Source organism: Pseudomonas sp. 10-1B (genome assembly GCF_000935045.1).
GTDB lineage: Bacteria > Pseudomonadota > Gammaproteobacteria > Pseudomonadales > Pseudomonadaceae > Aquipseudomonas.
The window spans coordinates 1-15,891 of record NZ_JYKS01000023.1 but is presented as its reverse complement, the minus strand read 5'-3'; the positions used below and the strand labels follow the sequence as shown (position 1 = coordinate 15,891).

The window sequence follows — 15,891 nt, the reverse complement described above, 5'->3', positions numbered from 1 at the left end:
ACAAAATAGGTAGTTGACTAGACCAACGCCCGGTGTCGCTTCGCTCGCCTGGCTGTATACTGGCGGGCCATTCGAGGAGGGCCCCATGGTCGAACAAACTGAACTCAACCGGCTTTTCTGGCACAGCCGCCGCGGCATGCTGGAACTGGACGTACTGCTGGTGCCTTTCACCCAGGAAGTCTACCCCACCCTCAACGAGACCGACCGCGAACTGTACGTGCGGCTGTTGAGCTGCGAGGATCAGGACATGTTCGGCTGGTTCATGGAGCGCACCGAGTCTGAAGACCCGGAGCTGCAGCGCATGGTCCGTATCATTCTGGACCGTGTCCAGCCCAAGTGAGTGCTTCGAGTGCCGCTGGCAAGGCTCGCGCCTGCTGCTAGCGGCCTACCTGGGGTGCCAGGTACTGGCGTGGCTTGCTGTATGGGCGAGCCCGCTGCCCGGGTGGTTGGCCTTTTCTGTTGTCGCCGCCTGTATTGCCCACGCTGGCTGGGCCATTCCCCGACGTATTCTTCTGACCCATGAGCATGCCGTTGTCGGCTTGCGCCGTGATATGCGCGGCTGGCAGGTGTTCAGCCGTGCCTGTGGCTGGCAGCCGGTGCGGCTAGGCCGGGATAGTGTGGCGTTGCCGGGGCTGGTGGTATTGCGCTTTGTGCGGGCGGGGCGTTGGTTGGGGCAAAGCCAGTGCATACCGCGGGATGCGCTGGGGGCGGATGAGCATCGGCGTTTGCGGGTGCGGCTCAAGTTCAGCCGGCGACGCTGGGCTGAGGTGAGCCGGGCATAGATCAAGACCGGGCTGGCTTCTTCGCGGGCGAGCCCGCGAAGGCCGCGACGCCGGTTTCAGAGCGGACTGAGAATGGTGTCCTTGGCCTCGTCCAGCATCCCTGGGTAATCCAGGGTGTAATGCAAGCCTCGGCTCTCCTTGCGCTGCATCGCCGACAAGATCATCAGCTCGGCCACCTGCGCCAGGTTGCGCAGCTCGATCAGGTCACGGCTGACCTTGTAGTTGCTGTAGAACTCATCAATTTCATCCAGCAGCAAGCGAATGCGGTGCTGGGCCCGCTGCAGGCGCTTGCTGGTGCGCACGATGCCGACATAGTCCCACATGAAACGCCGCAGTTCGTCCCAGTTGTGCGCGATGATCACGTCCTCGTCCGAATCGGTGACCTGGCTGGCGTCCCAGCCGGGCAGGGCCTTGGGCATGGTCACTTCATCCAGGTGCGCCTGGATGTCGGCAGCGGCAGCGCGGCCGTAGACGAAGCATTCCAGCAGCGAGTTGCTGGCCATGCGGTTGGCGCCATGCAGGCCGGTGAAGCTGGTCTCGCCGATGGCGTACAAGCCCGGTACGTCGGTATGCCCGCGGTCGTCGACCATTACCCCGCCGCAGGTATAGTGCGCCGCGGGTACCACCGGGATCGGCTGGCGGGTGATGTCGATGCCAAAGGCCAGGCAGCGCTCGTACACGGTGGGGAAGTGGCTCTTGATGAAATCGGCCGGCTTGTGGGTGATGTCCAGGTACACGCAGTCCACGCCCAGGCGCTTCATCTCATGGTCGATGGCGCGGGCCACGATGTCGCGCGGGGCCAGTTCTTCACGCGGGTCGAAGCGGGGCATGAAGCGTTCGCCATTGGGCAGGCGCAGCAGCGCGCCTTCGCCGCGCAGGGCTTCGGTGATCAGGAAACTCTTGGCCTGCGGGTGGTACAGGCAGGTCGGGTGGAACTGGTTGAATTCCAGATTGGCCACCCGACAGCCGGCCCGCCAGGCCATGGCGATGCCATCGCCGCAGGCACCATCGGGGTTGCTGGTATAGAGATAGACCTTGGCCGCACCGCCAGTGGCCAGCACGGTGAAGCGCGCGCCGAAGGTATCCACCTCGCCGGTGTTGCGGTCTAGCACGTAGGCGCCCAGGCAGCGCTCGCCGGGCAGGCCCAGGCGGCGCTCGGTGATCAGGTCGACCGCCACGCGCTGTTCCAGCAGCTGGATGTTCGGGCGCAGGCGGGCCTGCGCCAGCAGGGTGGTGAAGATAGCCGCACCGGTGGCGTCGGCGGCATGGATGATGCGCCGATGGCTATGGCCACCTTCACGGGTGAGGTGAAACTCGAAGCCGCCGTCGTCGACGCTGTGGTGCTCGTCGCGGGTAAAGGGCACGCCTTGCTCGATCAACCACTGAATGGCTTCGCGGCTATGCTCGACGGTAAAGCGTACCGCCTCTTCATGGCACAGGCCGCCGCCGGCATTGAGGGTGTCCTCGACATGCGACTGCACGGTATCGGTATTGTCCAGCACCGCCGCGACACCACCCTGGGCCCAGAAGGTCGAGCCATTGGCCAGGTCGCCCTTGCTGAGCACGGCGATGCGCAGGTGGCTGGGGAGGTTCAGTGCCAGGCTGAGACCGGCGGCACCGCTGCCGATCACCAGGACATCATGTTGGAATTGTTGGCTCATGTCGGGACACTAGTAATCTTCGGAAAGGGCGCGGCACAATAGTCACGCGCAGATGGCATTGTGAAACTATCGTTAAACTTGGCCAGGTTGCCTTTATAGCAGCCCGAGGTGGCCAATTTCCATGCCACTTGGCCACTTACCGAGGCGCGCGGCAACCTTTGCGGGAACTTTCCGACATGGCCGGAAATCCTATGAAGGCTGCCCGCACGCCACAATTTGCCGCGGCGACGCAGGGCGGCAGGCCTGTCCGGGCTGTCCCTGCGTATTCGAAAACCTGATTATCGACGTAGCCGGCCATGACCGCGCCGCGTCTTCCGTGCAAGCCGACCAAGGGCTGCAGGAAACTTGCTTGGAGGGGAGAACTTTTGCGCAAAGCCCGAGTCTATGGTTGCAAGCCTGAACGATGGCTGTTGCAACGCTCCTTCGAGTTCACTGAGGAGTGTTCATGCTAACCCAGGAAGAGGATCAGCAGCTTGTCGAGCGCGTTCAGCGCGGCGACAGGCGAGCGTTCGATCTGTTGGTGCTGAAGTATCAGCACAAGATTCTCGGGTTGATCGTGCGGTTCGTTCACGACACCCACGAGGCCCAGGATGTGGCACAGGAAGCCTTTATCAAGGCCTACCGTGCGCTTGGCAATTTCCGCGGAGACAGTGCGTTCTATACCTGGCTGTACCGCATCGCCATCAACACGGCGAAGAACTACCTGGTGTCCCGTGGAAGACGGCCGCCAGACAGCGATGTGAGCTCCGAGGATGCGGAGTTTTACGACGGCGATCATGGCCTCAAGGATCTCGAGTCCCCAGAACGCTCGTTGTTGCGGGATGAAATCGAAGGCACTGTCCATCGCACCATCCAGCAACTGCCTGAAGACCTGCGCACGGCCCTGACCCTGCGTGAGTTCGACGGACTGAGTTACGAAGACATTGCCAGTGTCATGCAATGTCCGGTGGGTACCGTGCGCTCTCGAATCTTCCGCGCTCGGGAGGCCATAGACAAAGCCCTGCAGCCCTTGTTGCAGGAAACCTGAGACAGCGGCGACAGCCAAGAGAGGAACCGCCATGAGTCGTGAAGCTTTGCAGGAATCGCTGTCCGCGGTGATGGATAACGAAGCGGACGAACTGGAATTGCGTCGGGTGTTGAACGCCGTCGACGATGCCGAAACCCGTGCCACCTGGTCGCGTTACCAGGTTGCCCGTGCAGCCATGCACAAGGAGCTGCTGCTGCCTAACCTGGATATCGCCTCGGCGGTGTCTGCGGCGCTGGCCGATGAAGCCGTGCCGGCCAAGGTCAAGAAGGGCCCATGGCGTAGCATTGGCCGCCTGGCGGTGGCCGCCTCGGTCACCGTAGCGGTGCTTGCCGGTGTGCGCATGTACAACCAGGACGAGATCACGGGTGCCGAGCTGGCTGCGCAGCAACCTGCCCAACAAGGCCTGAGCGTGCCACAGGCGCAAGGCCCGGCCGTTTTGGCAGGCTATAGTGAGAGCAGTGAGCAACCGACCGGGCCAATGGCCAACGGCGTGCTGCAGAACCAGGCCGGCTGGGATCAGCGTCTGCCAGGCTACCTGCGCCAGCATGCCCAGGAATCCGCGCTCAAGGGCAATGAAACCGCATTGCCATATGCCCGCGCTGCCAGCCTGGAAAACCGTTAAGTAAGGAGGATCATGCGCGCGCTACCTCTCCTGTCGCTGCTGATTGGCAGCTGCATGACGGTGCCAGCATTGGCGGCCAACTCTTCGCCCGAGGCGAGCGAATGGCTGAACAAGCTGGCACAGGCCGAGCAAAAACAGAGCTACCAGGGCTCTTTCGTCTACGAACGCAACGGCAGCTTCTCTTCCCACGATATCTGGCACCGGGTTGAAGGCGACAAGGTCAGCGAGCGGCTGCTGCAGCTCGATGGCACCGCCCAGGAAATCGTGCGCGTGGATGGCAAGGTGGAGTGTGTCAGTGGGGCCTTGGCCAGCGGTGTGACGACGCCGCCGGATACCGCGCCACGTGTGCTTGATCCGCTGAAACTGATGGGCTGGTACGACTTGAGCGTGGCGGGCAAGTCACGGGTCGCCGGGCGCGATGCCGTGATCGTGACCCTCACCCCGCGCGACCAGCACCGCTATGCCTTCGAATTGCATCTGGACCGTACTACCGGCCTGCCGCTGCGCTCGTTGATGCTCAACGACAAGGGGCAGTTGCTGGAGCGCTTCCAGATGACCCGTCTCGATACCGACGAGCTGCCCAGCGACGATGACCTGCGCGCCAGTGCCGCCTGCAAGCCGGTGCAGCATGCCGCGGCCGCCGGCAATGACAGCGTCGCCGGCTGGCGTTCGGACTGGCTGCCGCCTGGGTTCGAGCTGGTCAATAGTTCGGTACGCCGCGATCCGAAGCGTGGCAGCTCGGTCAGCAGCTTGATGTACGATGATGGCCTGGCGCGCTTCTCGGTATTTCTCGAAGCGGTGAAAGATGATGGCGGCACCGATGTGCGCACCCAACTGGGGCCGACTTCGGCGGTTTCGCGTCGCCTGAACACGCCGAAAGGCAAGGTGATGGTCACCGTGGTCGGCGAAATTCCGTTGGGTACTGCAGAACGCGTGGCGTTGTCCATGCGCCCGCAGGATGCCCAGGCACGCCAGTAATGGCGCGCTTTTCCGGGGCATGCTTGTGGGTCTGCCAAGGCGAGCGGACATGCGCCTGAAATGAAATTAAAGCATTGTCATTTGCAATCCATCGGCAAATTTTCTATAGGTCAGGCTTCTTGGAGCCTGGCCTTTCCTGCTTTTTGCGCAGGGGCCTTTCTAAACTACCGCTCGTTGTGACGGGAGCCGTATGTCAACACCACGCTTGAAATCCTACCTATCGATGTTCGCCGCCGTGCTGATGCTCGGCCAGGTGCTCACCGCCCAGGCCGAGGAAGCCCTGCCGGACTTCACCAGCCTGGTCGAGCAGGCCTCGCCGGCCGTGGTCAACATCAGTACCAAGCAGAAGCTGCCGGAGCGCCGCATGGCTGCCGGGCAAATGCCGGACCTGGAAGGCCTGCCGCCGATGTTCCGCGAGTTCTTCGAGCGCAACATGCCGCAGCAGCCGCGCTCGCCGCGCGGTGATCGGCAGCGCGAGGCGCAGTCCTTGGGTTCGGGCTTCATCATTTCCAACGACGGCTACGTGCTGACCAACAACCACGTGGTGGCCGATGCCGATGAGATCATCGTCCGTCTGTCGGACCGCAGCGAACTGCAGGCCAAGCTGGTCGGCACCGACCCACGCACCGACGTGGCCCTGCTCAAGGTCGAGGGCAAGAACCTGCCGACCGTGAAGCTGGGTGATTCCGAGAAGCTCAAGGTGGGCGAGTGGGTACTGGCCATCGGTTCGCCGTTCGGCTTCGACCATTCGGTGACCAAAGGTATCGTCAGCGCCAAGGGCCGTACCCTGCCCAATGACACCTATGTACCGTTCATCCAGACCGACGTGGCCATCAACCCGGGTAACTCCGGCGGCCCGCTGTTCAACATGCAGGGCGAAGTGGTGGGTATCAACTCGCAGATCTTCACCCGGTCCGGCGGTTTCATGGGGCTTTCGTTCGCCATCCCGATCGATGTGGCGATCGATGTCTCCAACCAGTTGAAAAAAGACGGCAAGGTCAGCCGTGGCTGGCTAGGCGTGGTGATCCAGGAGGTCAACAAGGACCTGGCTGAATCCTTCGGCCTGGACAAACCGGCTGGTGCCCTGGTGGCCCAGGTACTGGAAAACGGCCCGGCAGCCAAGGGCGGCCTGCAGGTGGGTGACGTGATCCTGAGCATGAACGGCCAGCCGATCGTCATGTCGGCCGACCTGCCGCACCTGGTCGGTAGCCTGAAGGATGGTGAAAAGGCCAAGCTGGAAATCATTCGCAACGGCAAGCGTCAGAACCTGGACATCAGCGTCGGCGCATTGCCGGACGACGATGCCGATATCGGTACCGGTGCCCAAGGCAGTGCCGAGCGCAGCAGCAACCGCCTGGGCGTATCGGTGGCCGACCTCACCGCCGAGCAGAAGAAATCCCTGGAGCTCAAAGGTGGCGTGGTCATCAAGGAAGTCCAGGATGGCCCGGCTGCGATGATCGGTCTGCGTCCCGGTGACGTCATCAGCCACCTGAACAACCAGGCCATCGGTTCGGCCAAGGAATTCACCGAAATTGCCAAGGAACTGCCGAAGAACCGCTCGGTGTCGATGCGCGTGCTGCGTCAGGGCCGCGCCAGCTTCATTACCTTCAAGCTCGCTGAATAAGCTGGTTGACCGGTAGGAAAAAGGGCAGCTTCGGCTTAATGCCAAGCCAGTTGAGCCTACTGAGGCACATTGGGGCTGCTGCGCAGCCCATCGCCGGCAAGCCAGCTCCCACAGCTGTGGGAGCTGGCTTGCCGGCGATGGGCCGCAAAGCGGCCCCAAATCGCTTGACTGACTGGCATTAAGCCGAAGTTGCCCTTTTTCTTGCAGGAGCGGGCAAGTTCGTCTGTCGAGGAGCATTCATTGAAGGGGGAAACATTTAGCCCGATAGAGGAATCTCCCATATCCCTGCGGCTTGAGGTACAATTCCCGGCTATTTTTCGGCGGGCGTCCGGCTCGCAGCCTTTTCGAGTGTTGACCCGTGAGTGATTTGAGTCATATCCGCAATTTCTCCATCATCGCCCACATCGACCATGGCAAGTCGACGCTGGCCGACCGTTTCATCCAGATGTGCGGTGGCCTGACGGCTCGCGAAATGGAAGCCCAGGTACTGGACTCCATGGACCTGGAGCGCGAACGCGGTATCACCATCAAAGCCCACAGCGTCACGCTTCACTACAAGGCGCAGGATGGCAAGACCTACCAGCTGAACTTCATCGACACCCCCGGCCACGTTGACTTCACCTACGAAGTCTCGCGCTCGCTGGCAGCCTGTGAAGGTGCGTTGCTGGTGGTCGACGCCGGCCAGGGCGTGGAAGCGCAGTCGGTGGCCAACTGCTACACCGCCATCGAGCAGGGCCTGGAGGTCATGCCGGTACTGAACAAGATGGACCTGCCCCAGGCTGACCCGGACCGCGTCAAGGACGAAATCGAGAAGATCATCGGCATCGACGCCACCGACGCGGTGGCGTGCAGCGCCAAGAGCGGCATGGGCGTGGACGAGGTACTCGAGCGCCTGGTGCACTCTATCCCCGCGCCGGAAGGCGAGATCGATGCGCCGCTGCAGGCGCTGATCATCGACTCCTGGTTCGACAACTACCTGGGTGTGGTCTCGCTGGTGCGTGTGCGCCAGGGCCGCGTCAAGAAAGGCGACAAGATTCTGGTCAAGTCCACCGGCAAGGTGCACCTGGTCGACAGCGTCGGTGTGTTCACTCCGAAACACACCCAGACCGCCGATCTGAAGGCCGGTGAAGTAGGCTTCATCATCGCCAGCATCAAGGACATTCACGGGGCCCCGGTGGGTGACACCCTGACCCTGTCCTCGACCCCTGAGGTCGAAGTGCTGCCAGGCTTCAAGAAGATCCAGCCGCAGGTCTACGCCGGCCTGTTCCCGGTCAGTTCCGACGACTTCGAGGACTTCCGCGATGCACTGCAGAAGCTGACCCTGAACGACTCGTCGCTGCAGTACATGCCGGAAAGCTCCGATGCCTTGGGCTTCGGCTTCCGTTGCGGCTTCCTCGGCATGCTGCACATGGAGATCATCCAGGAGCGCCTGGAGCGCGAATACGACCTGGACCTGATCACCACCGCGCCAAGCGTGATCTACGAGCTGGAACTGAAAACCGGCGAGACCATCACCGTCGACAACCCGTCGAAGCTGCCAGACGTCTCGGCGGTCGCCGACTTCCGCGAGCCGATCGTCACCGCCACCATCCTGGTGCCGCAGGAGCACCTGGGCAACGTCATTACCCTGTGCATCGAGAAGCGTGGCGTGCAGCGCGACATGCAGTTCCTCGGCAGCCAGGTGCAGGTGCGCTATGACCTGCCGATGAACGAAGTGGTACTGGACTTCTTCGACCGTCTCAAGTCCACCAGCCGCGGCTATGCTTCGCTGGACTATCATTTCGACCGCTACCAGTCGGCCAACCTGGTCAAGCTGGACGTACTGATCAACGGCGACAAGGTCGATGCCCTGGCACTGATCGTGCACCGCGACAACGCGGCCTACAAAGGCCGTGCGTTGACCGAGAAGATGAAGGAACTGATCCCGCGGCAGATGTTCGACGTGGCGATCCAGGCAGCCATCGGCGGCCAGATCATCGCGCGTACAACCGTCAAGGCGCTCAGAAAGAACGTACTGGCCAAGTGCTACGGTGGTGACGTCAGCCGTAAGAAAAAACTGCTGGAGAAGCAGAAGGCCGGTAAGAAACGCATGAAACAGGTGGGCAACGTGGAAATTCCACAAGAAGCCTTCCTCGCCGTGCTCAGGTTGGATAGCTAGGTCCTATGTCGCTAAATTTCCCGCTGTTGCTAGTCATCGCCGTCTTCGTCTGCGGTCTGCTGGGCTTGATCGACCTGCTGTTCCTGGCCCCGCGCCGGCGCGCGGCAATCGCCAACTACCAGGGCAGCGTCAGCCAGCCCGAGGTAGCGGTGGTCGAGCGCCTGGGCAAGGAGCCGTTGCTGGTCGAGTACGGTAAGTCGTTCTTCCCGGTGCTGTTCATCGTGCTGGTGCTGCGCTCGTTCCTGGTCGAGCCGTTCCAGATCCCTTCGGGGTCGATGAAGCCGACCCTGGAAGTAGGCGACTTCATCCTGGTGAACAAGTTCTCGTACGGCATTCGCCTGCCGGTGATCGACAAGAAGGTCATCGAGGTGGGTGACCCGCAACGCGGTGATGTGATGGTGTTCCGCTACCCGAGCGACCCGAACGTCAACTACATCAAGCGCGTGGTCGGCCTGCCGGGCGACCAGGTCCGCTACACCAGCGACAAGCGGCTGTTCGTCAACGGCCAGCCGATTGCCGAACAACTGGTGGGCACCGAGCCGGGCACCCTGGGCAGCGCCCAGCTGTACAAGGAAAAGCTCGGCGAGGCCGAACACCTGATCCGCAAGGAGATGAGCCGTTATCGCATGCCGCCGGACCAGCAATGGACCGTGCCGGCAGGCCATTACTTCATGATGGGCGACAACCGCGACAACTCCAACGACAGCCGCTACTGGGATGACCCGAACATTCCCAAGGAGCTGCATGGCATGGTTCCGGACCGGAACATCGTCGGCAAGGCCTTCGCGGTGTGGATGAGCTGGCCAGAGCCCAAGCTCAGCCACATGCCCAACCTGTCGCGGGTCGGCCTGATCCATTGATACCCTTCGGCGCTGTCCAGCAGACAGCGCCGAATGCATTTCTGACATAGGCTGTGTTCTCAGGGATCGGGAGATTCGCCGCACATCGCGCGGCGGACCACAGCCAAACAGTCTTTCAGGATGTTGATTTGAACAACGCGTTGAACAATGAACGGGTGGCCCCATGAGTGCTTCCCTTGCCCGTCTGGAGCGAAAGCTCGGTTACACCTTCAAGAACCAGGACCAGATGCTCCTGGCGCTGACTCATCGCAGCTACGCCGGGCGCAACAATGAGCGCCTGGAGTTCCTCGGTGACGCCATTCTCAACTTCGTCGCCGGCGAGGCGCTGTTCGAGCGCTTTCCGCAGGCCCGCGAAGGCCAGCTGTCGCGCCTGCGCGCACGCCTGGTCAAGGGCGAGACCCTGGCCCGTCTGGCTCGTGGTTTCGACCTGGGTGATTACCTGCGCCTGGGTTCGGGTGAGCTCAAGAGTGGCGGCTTCCGCCGCGAGTCGATCCTTGCCGATGCCCTGGAGGCGCTGATTGGCGCCATCTACCTGGACGCCGACATGGAAACGGCCAGGGAACGCGTGCTGGCCTGGCTGGCCGACGAGTTCGAAGGCTTGACCCTGGTCGACACCAACAAGGACCCGAAAACCCGCCTGCAAGAGTTCCTGCAGTCGCGCAGCTGTGAGCTGCCGCGATACGAAGTGGTGGACATCCAGGGTGAACCGCACTGCCGGACTTTCTTCGTCGAATGCGAAGTGGTGCTGCTGAACAACAAGAGCCGTGGCCAGGGCGTTAGCCGGCGTATTGCCGAGCAAGTTGCCGCCGCGTCTGCACTGATCGCCCTGGGCGTGGAGAATGGCAATGACTGATAGCAACCCGACCCGCTGCGGCTACGTGGCCATTGTCGGCCGCCCCAACGTGGGCAAGTCGACCCTGCTCAACCACATCCTCGGGCAGAAGCTGGCGATCACCTCGCGCAAGCCGCAGACCACCCGGCACAACATGCTCGGCATCAAGACCGAGGGTGATGTGCAGGCGATCTATGTCGATACCCCCGGTATGCACAAGGCCAACGACAAGGCCCTGAACCGCTACATGAACCGCAATGCCTCGGCGGCCCTGAAGGACGTCGACGTGGTGATCTTCGTGGTTGACCGCACCAAGTGGACCGACGAGGACCAACTGGTGCTGGAGCGTGTGCAGTACGTGACCGGTCCGCTGATCATCGCGGTCAACAAGACCGACCGCATGGAAGAGAAGGCCGAGCTGATCCCGCACCTGCAGTGGCTGCAGGAACAACTGCCGAACGCCGAGGTGATGCCGATTTCCGCGCAGCAGGGGCACAACCTCGAAGCGCTGGAAGCCCAGATCGCCAAGCACCTGCCGGAGAACGATCACTTCTTCCCGGAAGACCAGATCACCGACCGCAGCAGCCGTTTCCTGGCCGCCGAACTGGTGCGTGAGAAGATCATGCGCCAGCTGGGTGCGGAGCTGCCCTACCAGATCACCGTGGAGATCGAGGAATTCAAGCAGCAGGGGCATGTGCTGCACATCCATGCGCTGATCCTGGTCGAACGTGACGGCCAGAAGAAGATCATCATTGGCGACAAGGGCGAGCGCATCAAGCGCATTGGCTCCGAGGCGCGCAAGGACATGGAAGTGCTGTTCGACTCCAAGGTCATGCTCAACCTGTGGGTCAAGGTGAAGGGCGGCTGGTCCGACGACGAGCGCGCCCTGCGTTCGCTGGGCTACGGCGACCTGTAGGCAATACTGTTGGGGCCGCTGTGCGGCCCATCGCCGGCAAGCCAGCTCCCACCCCGACCGCATCGCAGCACCTGTGGGAGCTGGCTTGTCGTGGCGACGAACCGCGACGATGGGCTGCAGAGCAGCCCCAATGTGCAGTTTTCCCAGGCCGCAGGGAGTAAAGTGACCTTTCATGGAACAACCTGTCGGCCAGCCAGCCTACGTGCTGCACAGCCGTGCCTATAAGGAAACCAGCGCGCTGGTGGACTTCTTCACCCCGCAGGGCCGCATGCGCGCGGTGCTGCGCCGCGCGCGCGGCAAGGGTGGCAGCCTGGTGCGGCCGTTCGTGCCGCTGGAGCTTGAGCTGCGCGGACGCGGTGAGCTGAAGAATGTCGGGCGCATGGACAGCGCCGGCATCGCCGCCTGGCTGCATGGCGATGCGCTGTTCAGCGGGCTGTACCTGAATGAGCTGCTGATGCGCCTGCTGCCCGCCGAAGCGCCGTTTCCGGCACTTTTCGAACACTACACCCTGACCTTGCAGGCCCTGGCCGAAGGCCGCCCGCTGGAGCCTTTGCTGCGCTCGTTCGAATGGCGGCTGCTGGACGAGCTCGGTTATGGGTTTTCCTTGAACCACGACGTCAACGACCAACCGATCGCGGCCGAAGGGCTGTACCGCTTGCGCGTGGATGCCGGTCTGGAGCGGGTCGAGCTGGTGCAGCCGGGGCTGTTCCGCGGCACCGAACTGCTGGCCCTGGCCGAAGCCGACTGGGATGCCCCAGGCGCCTTGCTCGCCGCCAAGCGCCTGATGCGCCAGGCACTGGCGGTGCACTTGGGCGCCAAGCCACTGGTCAGCCGGGAACTGTTTCGCAAGCGCTGATCACGACGTATGCTGTGGGGCTCAACCTTCAGGAGAGCCTTTCGTGACTCACAGCAACCGCATGCTTCTCGGCGTAAACATCGACCACGTGGCGACCCTGCGCCAGGCCCGGGGCACGCGTTACCCTGACCCGGTCAAGGCTGCCCTGGATGCCGAGGAAGCAGGCGCCGATGGCATCACCGTGCACCTGCGCGAAGACCGCCGGCACATCCAGGAGCGCGACGTGCTGCTGCTCAAGGATGTACTGCAGACCCGCATGAACTTCGAAATGGGCGTCACCGAAGAGATGATGGCCTTTGCCGAGAAGATTCGCCCGGCGCACATCTGCCTGGTGCCCGAGACTCGTCAGGAGTTGACCACCGAAGGTGGCCTGGATGTGGCAGGGCAGGAGGCACGGATCAAGGCGGCGGTGGAGCGCCTGGCACGTACCGGTGCCGAGGTGTCGCTGTTCATCGATGCCGACGAGCGGCAGATCGAAGCGTCGCACCGGGTGGGGGCGCCGGCCATCGAGCTGCACACCGGCCGTTATGCCGATGCCGAAACCCCGACGGAAGTGGCTGCAGAACTCCAACGTATTGTTGATGGCGTGGCATTTGGCGTGGGCCAGGGGCTGATCGTCAATGCCGGCCATGGTCTGCATTACCACAACGTCGAGGCGGTGGCGGCGATCAAGGGTATCAATGAGCTGAACATTGGCCATGCGCTGGTGGCGCATGCCTTGTTCGTTGGTTTCAAGGCTGCTGTGGCCGAGATGAAGGCCCTGATCGTCGCGGCTTCGCGCTGATCTGTCAGTCGCCTGTACCGGCCTATTCGCGGGTAAACCCGCTCCTACAGGGGTTGTGGTACCTGTGTAGGAGCGGGTTTACCCGCGAAAGGGCCGGTACAGGCGGCCGATCACTCGGCAGGAAACACCAGAGTGAAGCGGGTCGGCCCCAACGGACTGCTGCTCACCTCGACCCGCCCGCCATGCAGTTGCATGATCGACTTGACGATCGCCAACCCCAACCCAGTCCCGCCCTCCAGCCGCGAGCGCCCCGAGCCTTCCCGGTAAAAGCGCTCGAACAAGCGCGGCTGGTGCTCTGCAGGAATACCAGGCCCCTGGTTCGTCACCGATAGCCGTACTTCGCTGGTCGCACGCTCGATGTGCAACTTGACCGACTCACCCTCCGGACTGTGCCGAATGGCATTGCTCAACAGGTTCGATAACGCCCGCTGAAACATCAGCCGGTCACCCAGCGCCGTCCCCCAGCCCTGAACCCGCAGCTCAACCTCTTTCAGCTCGGCACTGCAGGCAAACAGCTCGACAACCCGCCCAGCCTCATCAGCCAGCGCCAAGGGTTTCAGCGCAACCTGGGCCTGTGGCTGGCTGGCCTGGGCGAGAAACAGCATGTCGTTGATGATACGGTTGAGCCGGGTCAGCTCTTCGATGCTGTCTTCCAGCACCTCCCGGTAGTTCGCGTTGTCCCGTTCCCGGGCCAGGGTCACCTGCGCCTTGCCCATCAGGTTGCTCAATGGCGTACGCAGTTCATGGGCCAGATCGTCGGAGAATTGCGACAGTTGACTGACGCCCTGGTCGAGGCGGTCGAGCATCACGTTGATGCTGCTGGCCAGCTCTGCCAGTTCCAGCGGCAGGCCGCTAGCAGGCAGGCGATGTTGCAGGTCCTGGGCCGACACCTGCCCGGCAATGCGCCGGAAGTGTCGCAGCGGCTTCAGGCCGCGCTGCATCAGCCACCAGGCGCCCGCACCAATCAGTACCAACAGCAGCGGCAACGCCAGCAAGGTGGAGTGCAGGTAGGCCTGCAACAGCGCGTTATCGTCAGCGCGGTCGAGCGACATCATCACCTTGACCGGAGTGTTGTCGCGCAGGCGCATCAGCCGGGTCACCGTGAATATCTGCTTGCCGCTGCTGTCGCGCCAGGCATGGAAGGCCAGGCGGGTACCGGTGCGCAGTTCGCCGACCTGCGCCTCCAGGGCTGGCCCGAGGCTGAGCAGGTGCGGGTGACGGCCATCCAGGGCCAGTATGCTGAGGCTGAGGTTGTCATGCCCCATTACCAGGTCGAGCAGTGGATGGGCGCGGCTGCCCAGGTCCTCGCTGCGCAGGTCGACGCGCAGGTTGTGCTCGACCTGCAGCATCTTGCGCGTCAGGTCCTTGCGTGCCCGGCTGTCCAGTTCGTGGCCCAGGGCGAACACGGCCAGGCAGGCCAGCAGCAGCACCAGTGCGGCGCCCATCAGCGTCACGCTCAGGCCCAGCCGCAGCGACAGGCTGGCGTTCTTCAAAAGCGTGCCTCGAGCACGTAGCCGACACCGCGCAGGGTATGGATCAGCTTGTCGTCGAACGGGTGGTCGATCTTCGCCCGCAGGCGCCGGATCGAGACTTCGACCACGTTGGTGTCGCAGTCGAAGTTCATGTCCCATACCAGCGAGATGATTTGCGTACGCGACAGCACTTCGCCAGTCTGGCGCATCAGCAGGTGCAGCAAGGCGAATTCCTTGGCGGTCAGGTCGATCCGCTGCCCGGCGCGGTAGGCGCGGTGGCGGCCGGGGTCCAGCTCCAGGTCGGCGACGCGCAGGGTGCTGGGCTGCAGTTGCTGGTCGTTGCGGCGCAGCAGGCTGCGGATGCGGGCCAGCAGTTCAGGGAACTCGAAGGGCTTGAGCAGGTAGTCATCGGCCCCCAGGTCCAGGCCCTTGACTCGGTCGGCCAGGCGGCCGTGGGCCGTGAGCATCATGATGCGCGTGGCCGATTCGGCGCGCAGCCGCTGCAGCACGCTCCAGCCATCGAGTTCGGGCAGGTTGACGTCGAGGATGACCAGGTCGTAAGGCTGCTGGCGAGCCAGGTGCAGGCCGTCGATGCCGGTGTGGGCGCAGTCGACCACGTAACCGTTCTCGCGCAGGCCCTGTTGCAGGTAGTCGGCGGTACGCAGCTCGTCCTCGATGATCAGTAGGCGCATGGGAGGCTCGGTGTGATGAAAGGAGGCGATTCTCGACCCTGTAGTGACATCAGGGTCAAGGGGCAGGATGTTACGGCATGAGTAAGGGATCGAGGCGCAGATAACGGATTTGTAATCCTGGTGTTATCTGGCTGCCTGTTCTGGCCCTATCGCCGGCAAGCCAGCTCCCACCTCGACCGCGTCGACCTCAAATCCTGTGCAATACCTGTGGTAGCTGGCTTGCCGGCGATGAGGCCAGTCCAGGCAATACAAGACAGTTGCTCCCACAGGATCACCACGGTCTTGAAAATTGTGCGGTACCTGTGGGAGCTGGCTTGCCGGCGATGAGGCCAGTTCAGGCAATACAAGACAGTTGCTCCCACAGGATTGGACTGCCCCCAAGAAGTTGGACAAAAAATCCAACCCTTGGGGGACCTATGGGCAAATACACAGAGCATTTCAAGCTCACAGCCATCTCAGCCTACCTGGATGGCAATAAAGGCTTCCGCAAGGTAGCCCAGCATTTCGGTATCGACTACAGCTTGCTGCGCCGGTGGGTTTCAAGCCATCAGAGCAAATCCAGCTTTTCTCCGCGCTCAAACGGGCAGCGCTATGACGACGATTTCAAGCGGCAGGTGCTGAGCTTCA

At 62.6% G+C, this 15,891-nt stretch carries 16 protein-coding genes; 13 read left to right on the top strand and 3 right to left on the bottom strand.

Annotated features, from left to right (window positions below; all coding sequences use genetic code 11):
- Positions 1-85: 85 nt before the first annotated feature.
- Both TZ03_RS13475 and TZ03_RS28780 read left to right on the top strand, forming a co-directional pair.
- A complete protein-coding gene (locus tag TZ03_RS13475) occupies positions 86-340 on the top strand; it encodes a succinate dehydrogenase assembly factor 2 (protein ID WP_003252043.1) in 255 nt (84 codons plus the stop codon).
- Entirely contained in the window at positions 324-782 is a 459-nt protein-coding gene (locus tag TZ03_RS28780) for a protein YgfX (protein WP_082056626.1), read from the top strand. The genes TZ03_RS13475 and TZ03_RS28780 overlap by 17 nt, the downstream gene beginning before the upstream one ends.
- Positions 783-838: 56 nt before the next feature.
- Here TZ03_RS28780 and nadB read toward each other — a convergent pair whose 3' ends face one another.
- Entirely contained in the window at positions 839-2,443 is a 1,605-nt protein-coding gene (gene nadB, locus TZ03_RS13470) for an L-aspartate oxidase (RefSeq protein WP_051098289.1), read from the bottom strand.
- A gap of 445 nt (positions 2,444-2,888) precedes the next feature.
- Here nadB and rpoE point away from each other — a divergent pair, with 445 nt between their 5' ends.
- The 10 genes from rpoE to pdxJ all read left to right on the top strand — a co-directional run bounded on the left by rpoE (position 2,889) and on the right by pdxJ (position 13,100).
- A complete protein-coding gene (gene rpoE, locus TZ03_RS13465; RefSeq protein ID WP_003252049.1) occupies positions 2,889-3,470 on the top strand; it encodes an RNA polymerase sigma factor RpoE in 582 nt (193 codons plus the stop codon).
- Between the two features lie 31 nt (positions 3,471-3,501).
- Positions 3,502-4,092 carry a sigma-E factor negative regulatory protein gene (locus tag TZ03_RS13460; RefSeq protein ID WP_051098287.1) on the top strand — a complete coding sequence of 197 codons (591 nt, stop codon included), beginning with the start codon at positions 3,502-3,504 and terminating at the stop codon, positions 4,090-4,092.
- A 12-nt stretch (positions 4,093-4,104) separates the two neighbouring features.
- Entirely contained in the window at positions 4,105-5,070 is a 966-nt protein-coding gene (locus TZ03_RS13455; RefSeq protein WP_051098284.1) for a MucB/RseB C-terminal domain-containing protein, read from the top strand.
- Between the two features lie 223 nt (positions 5,071-5,293).
- A complete protein-coding gene (locus TZ03_RS13450; RefSeq protein WP_414860311.1) occupies positions 5,294-6,694 on the top strand; it encodes a DegQ family serine endoprotease in 1,401 nt (466 codons plus the stop codon).
- A gap of 358 nt (positions 6,695-7,052) precedes the next feature.
- On the top strand, positions 7,053-8,852 hold the full coding sequence (gene lepA, locus TZ03_RS13445) for a translation elongation factor 4 (RefSeq protein ID WP_051098278.1): 1,800 nt from the start codon (positions 7,053-7,055) through the stop codon (positions 8,850-8,852).
- Between the two features lie 5 nt (positions 8,853-8,857).
- Positions 8,858-9,712 (top strand): signal peptidase I, encoded by an 855-nt coding sequence (gene lepB / locus TZ03_RS13440; RefSeq protein WP_051098277.1) that lies wholly within the window; start codon positions 8,858-8,860, stop codon positions 9,710-9,712.
- Positions 9,713-9,875: 163 nt separating this feature from the next.
- Positions 9,876-10,565, top strand: a complete 690-nt coding sequence (gene rnc, locus TZ03_RS13435; RefSeq protein WP_051098276.1) for a ribonuclease III — start codon at positions 9,876-9,878, stop codon at positions 10,563-10,565.
- The gene (gene era, locus TZ03_RS13430; protein ID WP_003252061.1) at positions 10,558-11,460 is read left to right on the top strand and encodes a GTPase Era; all 903 of its coding nucleotides are present in this window, start codon (positions 10,558-10,560) and stop codon (positions 11,458-11,460) included. The genes rnc and era overlap by 8 nt, the downstream gene beginning before the upstream one ends.
- Positions 11,461-11,632: 172 nt before the next feature.
- Positions 11,633-12,316 (top strand): DNA repair protein RecO, encoded by a 684-nt coding sequence (gene recO, locus TZ03_RS13425; RefSeq protein ID WP_051098275.1) that lies wholly within the window; start codon positions 11,633-11,635, stop codon positions 12,314-12,316.
- Between the two features lie 61 nt (positions 12,317-12,377).
- Complete coding sequence (pdxJ, locus tag TZ03_RS13420; protein WP_414860310.1) at positions 12,378-13,100, top strand: pyridoxine 5'-phosphate synthase; 723 nt, start codon at positions 12,378-12,380, stop codon at positions 13,098-13,100.
- A 110-nt stretch (positions 13,101-13,210) separates the two neighbouring features.
- On the opposite strand, the gene TZ03_RS13415 is transcribed toward pdxJ, so the two are convergent.
- Together TZ03_RS13415 and TZ03_RS13410 are read right to left on the bottom strand one after the other, a co-directional pair.
- A complete protein-coding gene (locus TZ03_RS13415) occupies positions 13,211-14,593 on the bottom strand; it encodes a heavy metal sensor histidine kinase (RefSeq protein ID WP_051098273.1) in 1,383 nt (460 codons plus the stop codon).
- A complete protein-coding gene (locus TZ03_RS13410) occupies positions 14,590-15,264 on the bottom strand; it encodes a heavy metal response regulator transcription factor (RefSeq protein ID WP_051098271.1) in 675 nt (224 codons plus the stop codon). The genes TZ03_RS13415 and TZ03_RS13410 overlap by 4 nt, the downstream gene beginning before the upstream one ends.
- Positions 15,265-15,680: 416 nt before the next feature.
- Between TZ03_RS13410 and TZ03_RS13405 the strand changes: the two genes are divergently transcribed.
- Positions 15,681-15,891: IS3 family transposase (locus TZ03_RS13405; RefSeq protein ID WP_051098263.1), on the top strand; the 211-nt coding region annotated here is incomplete at its 3' end.

Bases quoted from the DNA above. Each gene is read 5' to 3' on its own strand.
- rnc (WP_051098276.1), top strand. From the start codon at position 9,876: ATGAGTGCTTCCCTTGCCCGTCTGGAGCGAAAGCTCGGTTACACCTTC.
- TZ03_RS13455 (WP_051098284.1), top strand. From the start codon at position 4,105: ATGCGCGCGCTACCTCTCCTGTCGCTGCTGATTGGCAGCTGCATGACG.
- TZ03_RS13475 (WP_003252043.1), top strand. From the start codon at position 86: ATGGTCGAACAAACTGAACTCAACCGGCTTTTCTGGCACAGCCGCCGC.
- era (WP_003252061.1), top strand. From the start codon at position 10,558: ATGACTGATAGCAACCCGACCCGCTGCGGCTACGTGGCCATTGTCGGC.
- TZ03_RS13460 (WP_051098287.1), top strand. From the start codon at position 3,502: ATGAGTCGTGAAGCTTTGCAGGAATCGCTGTCCGCGGTGATGGATAAC.
- lepB (WP_051098277.1), top strand. From the start codon at position 8,858: ATGTCGCTAAATTTCCCGCTGTTGCTAGTCATCGCCGTCTTCGTCTGC.
- nadB (WP_051098289.1), bottom strand. From the start codon at position 2,443: ATGAGCCAACAATTCCAACATGATGTCCTGGTGATCGGCAGCGGTGCC.
- pdxJ (WP_414860310.1), top strand. From the start codon at position 12,378: ATGCTTCTCGGCGTAAACATCGACCACGTGGCGACCCTGCGCCAGGCC.
- recO (WP_051098275.1), top strand. From the start codon at position 11,633: ATGGAACAACCTGTCGGCCAGCCAGCCTACGTGCTGCACAGCCGTGCC.
- TZ03_RS13410 (WP_051098271.1), bottom strand. From the start codon at position 15,264: ATGCGCCTACTGATCATCGAGGACGAGCTGCGTACCGCCGACTACCTG.
- rpoE (WP_003252049.1), top strand. From the start codon at position 2,889: ATGCTAACCCAGGAAGAGGATCAGCAGCTTGTCGAGCGCGTTCAGCGC.
- TZ03_RS13450 (WP_414860311.1), top strand. From the start codon at position 5,294: ATGTTCGCCGCCGTGCTGATGCTCGGCCAGGTGCTCACCGCCCAGGCC.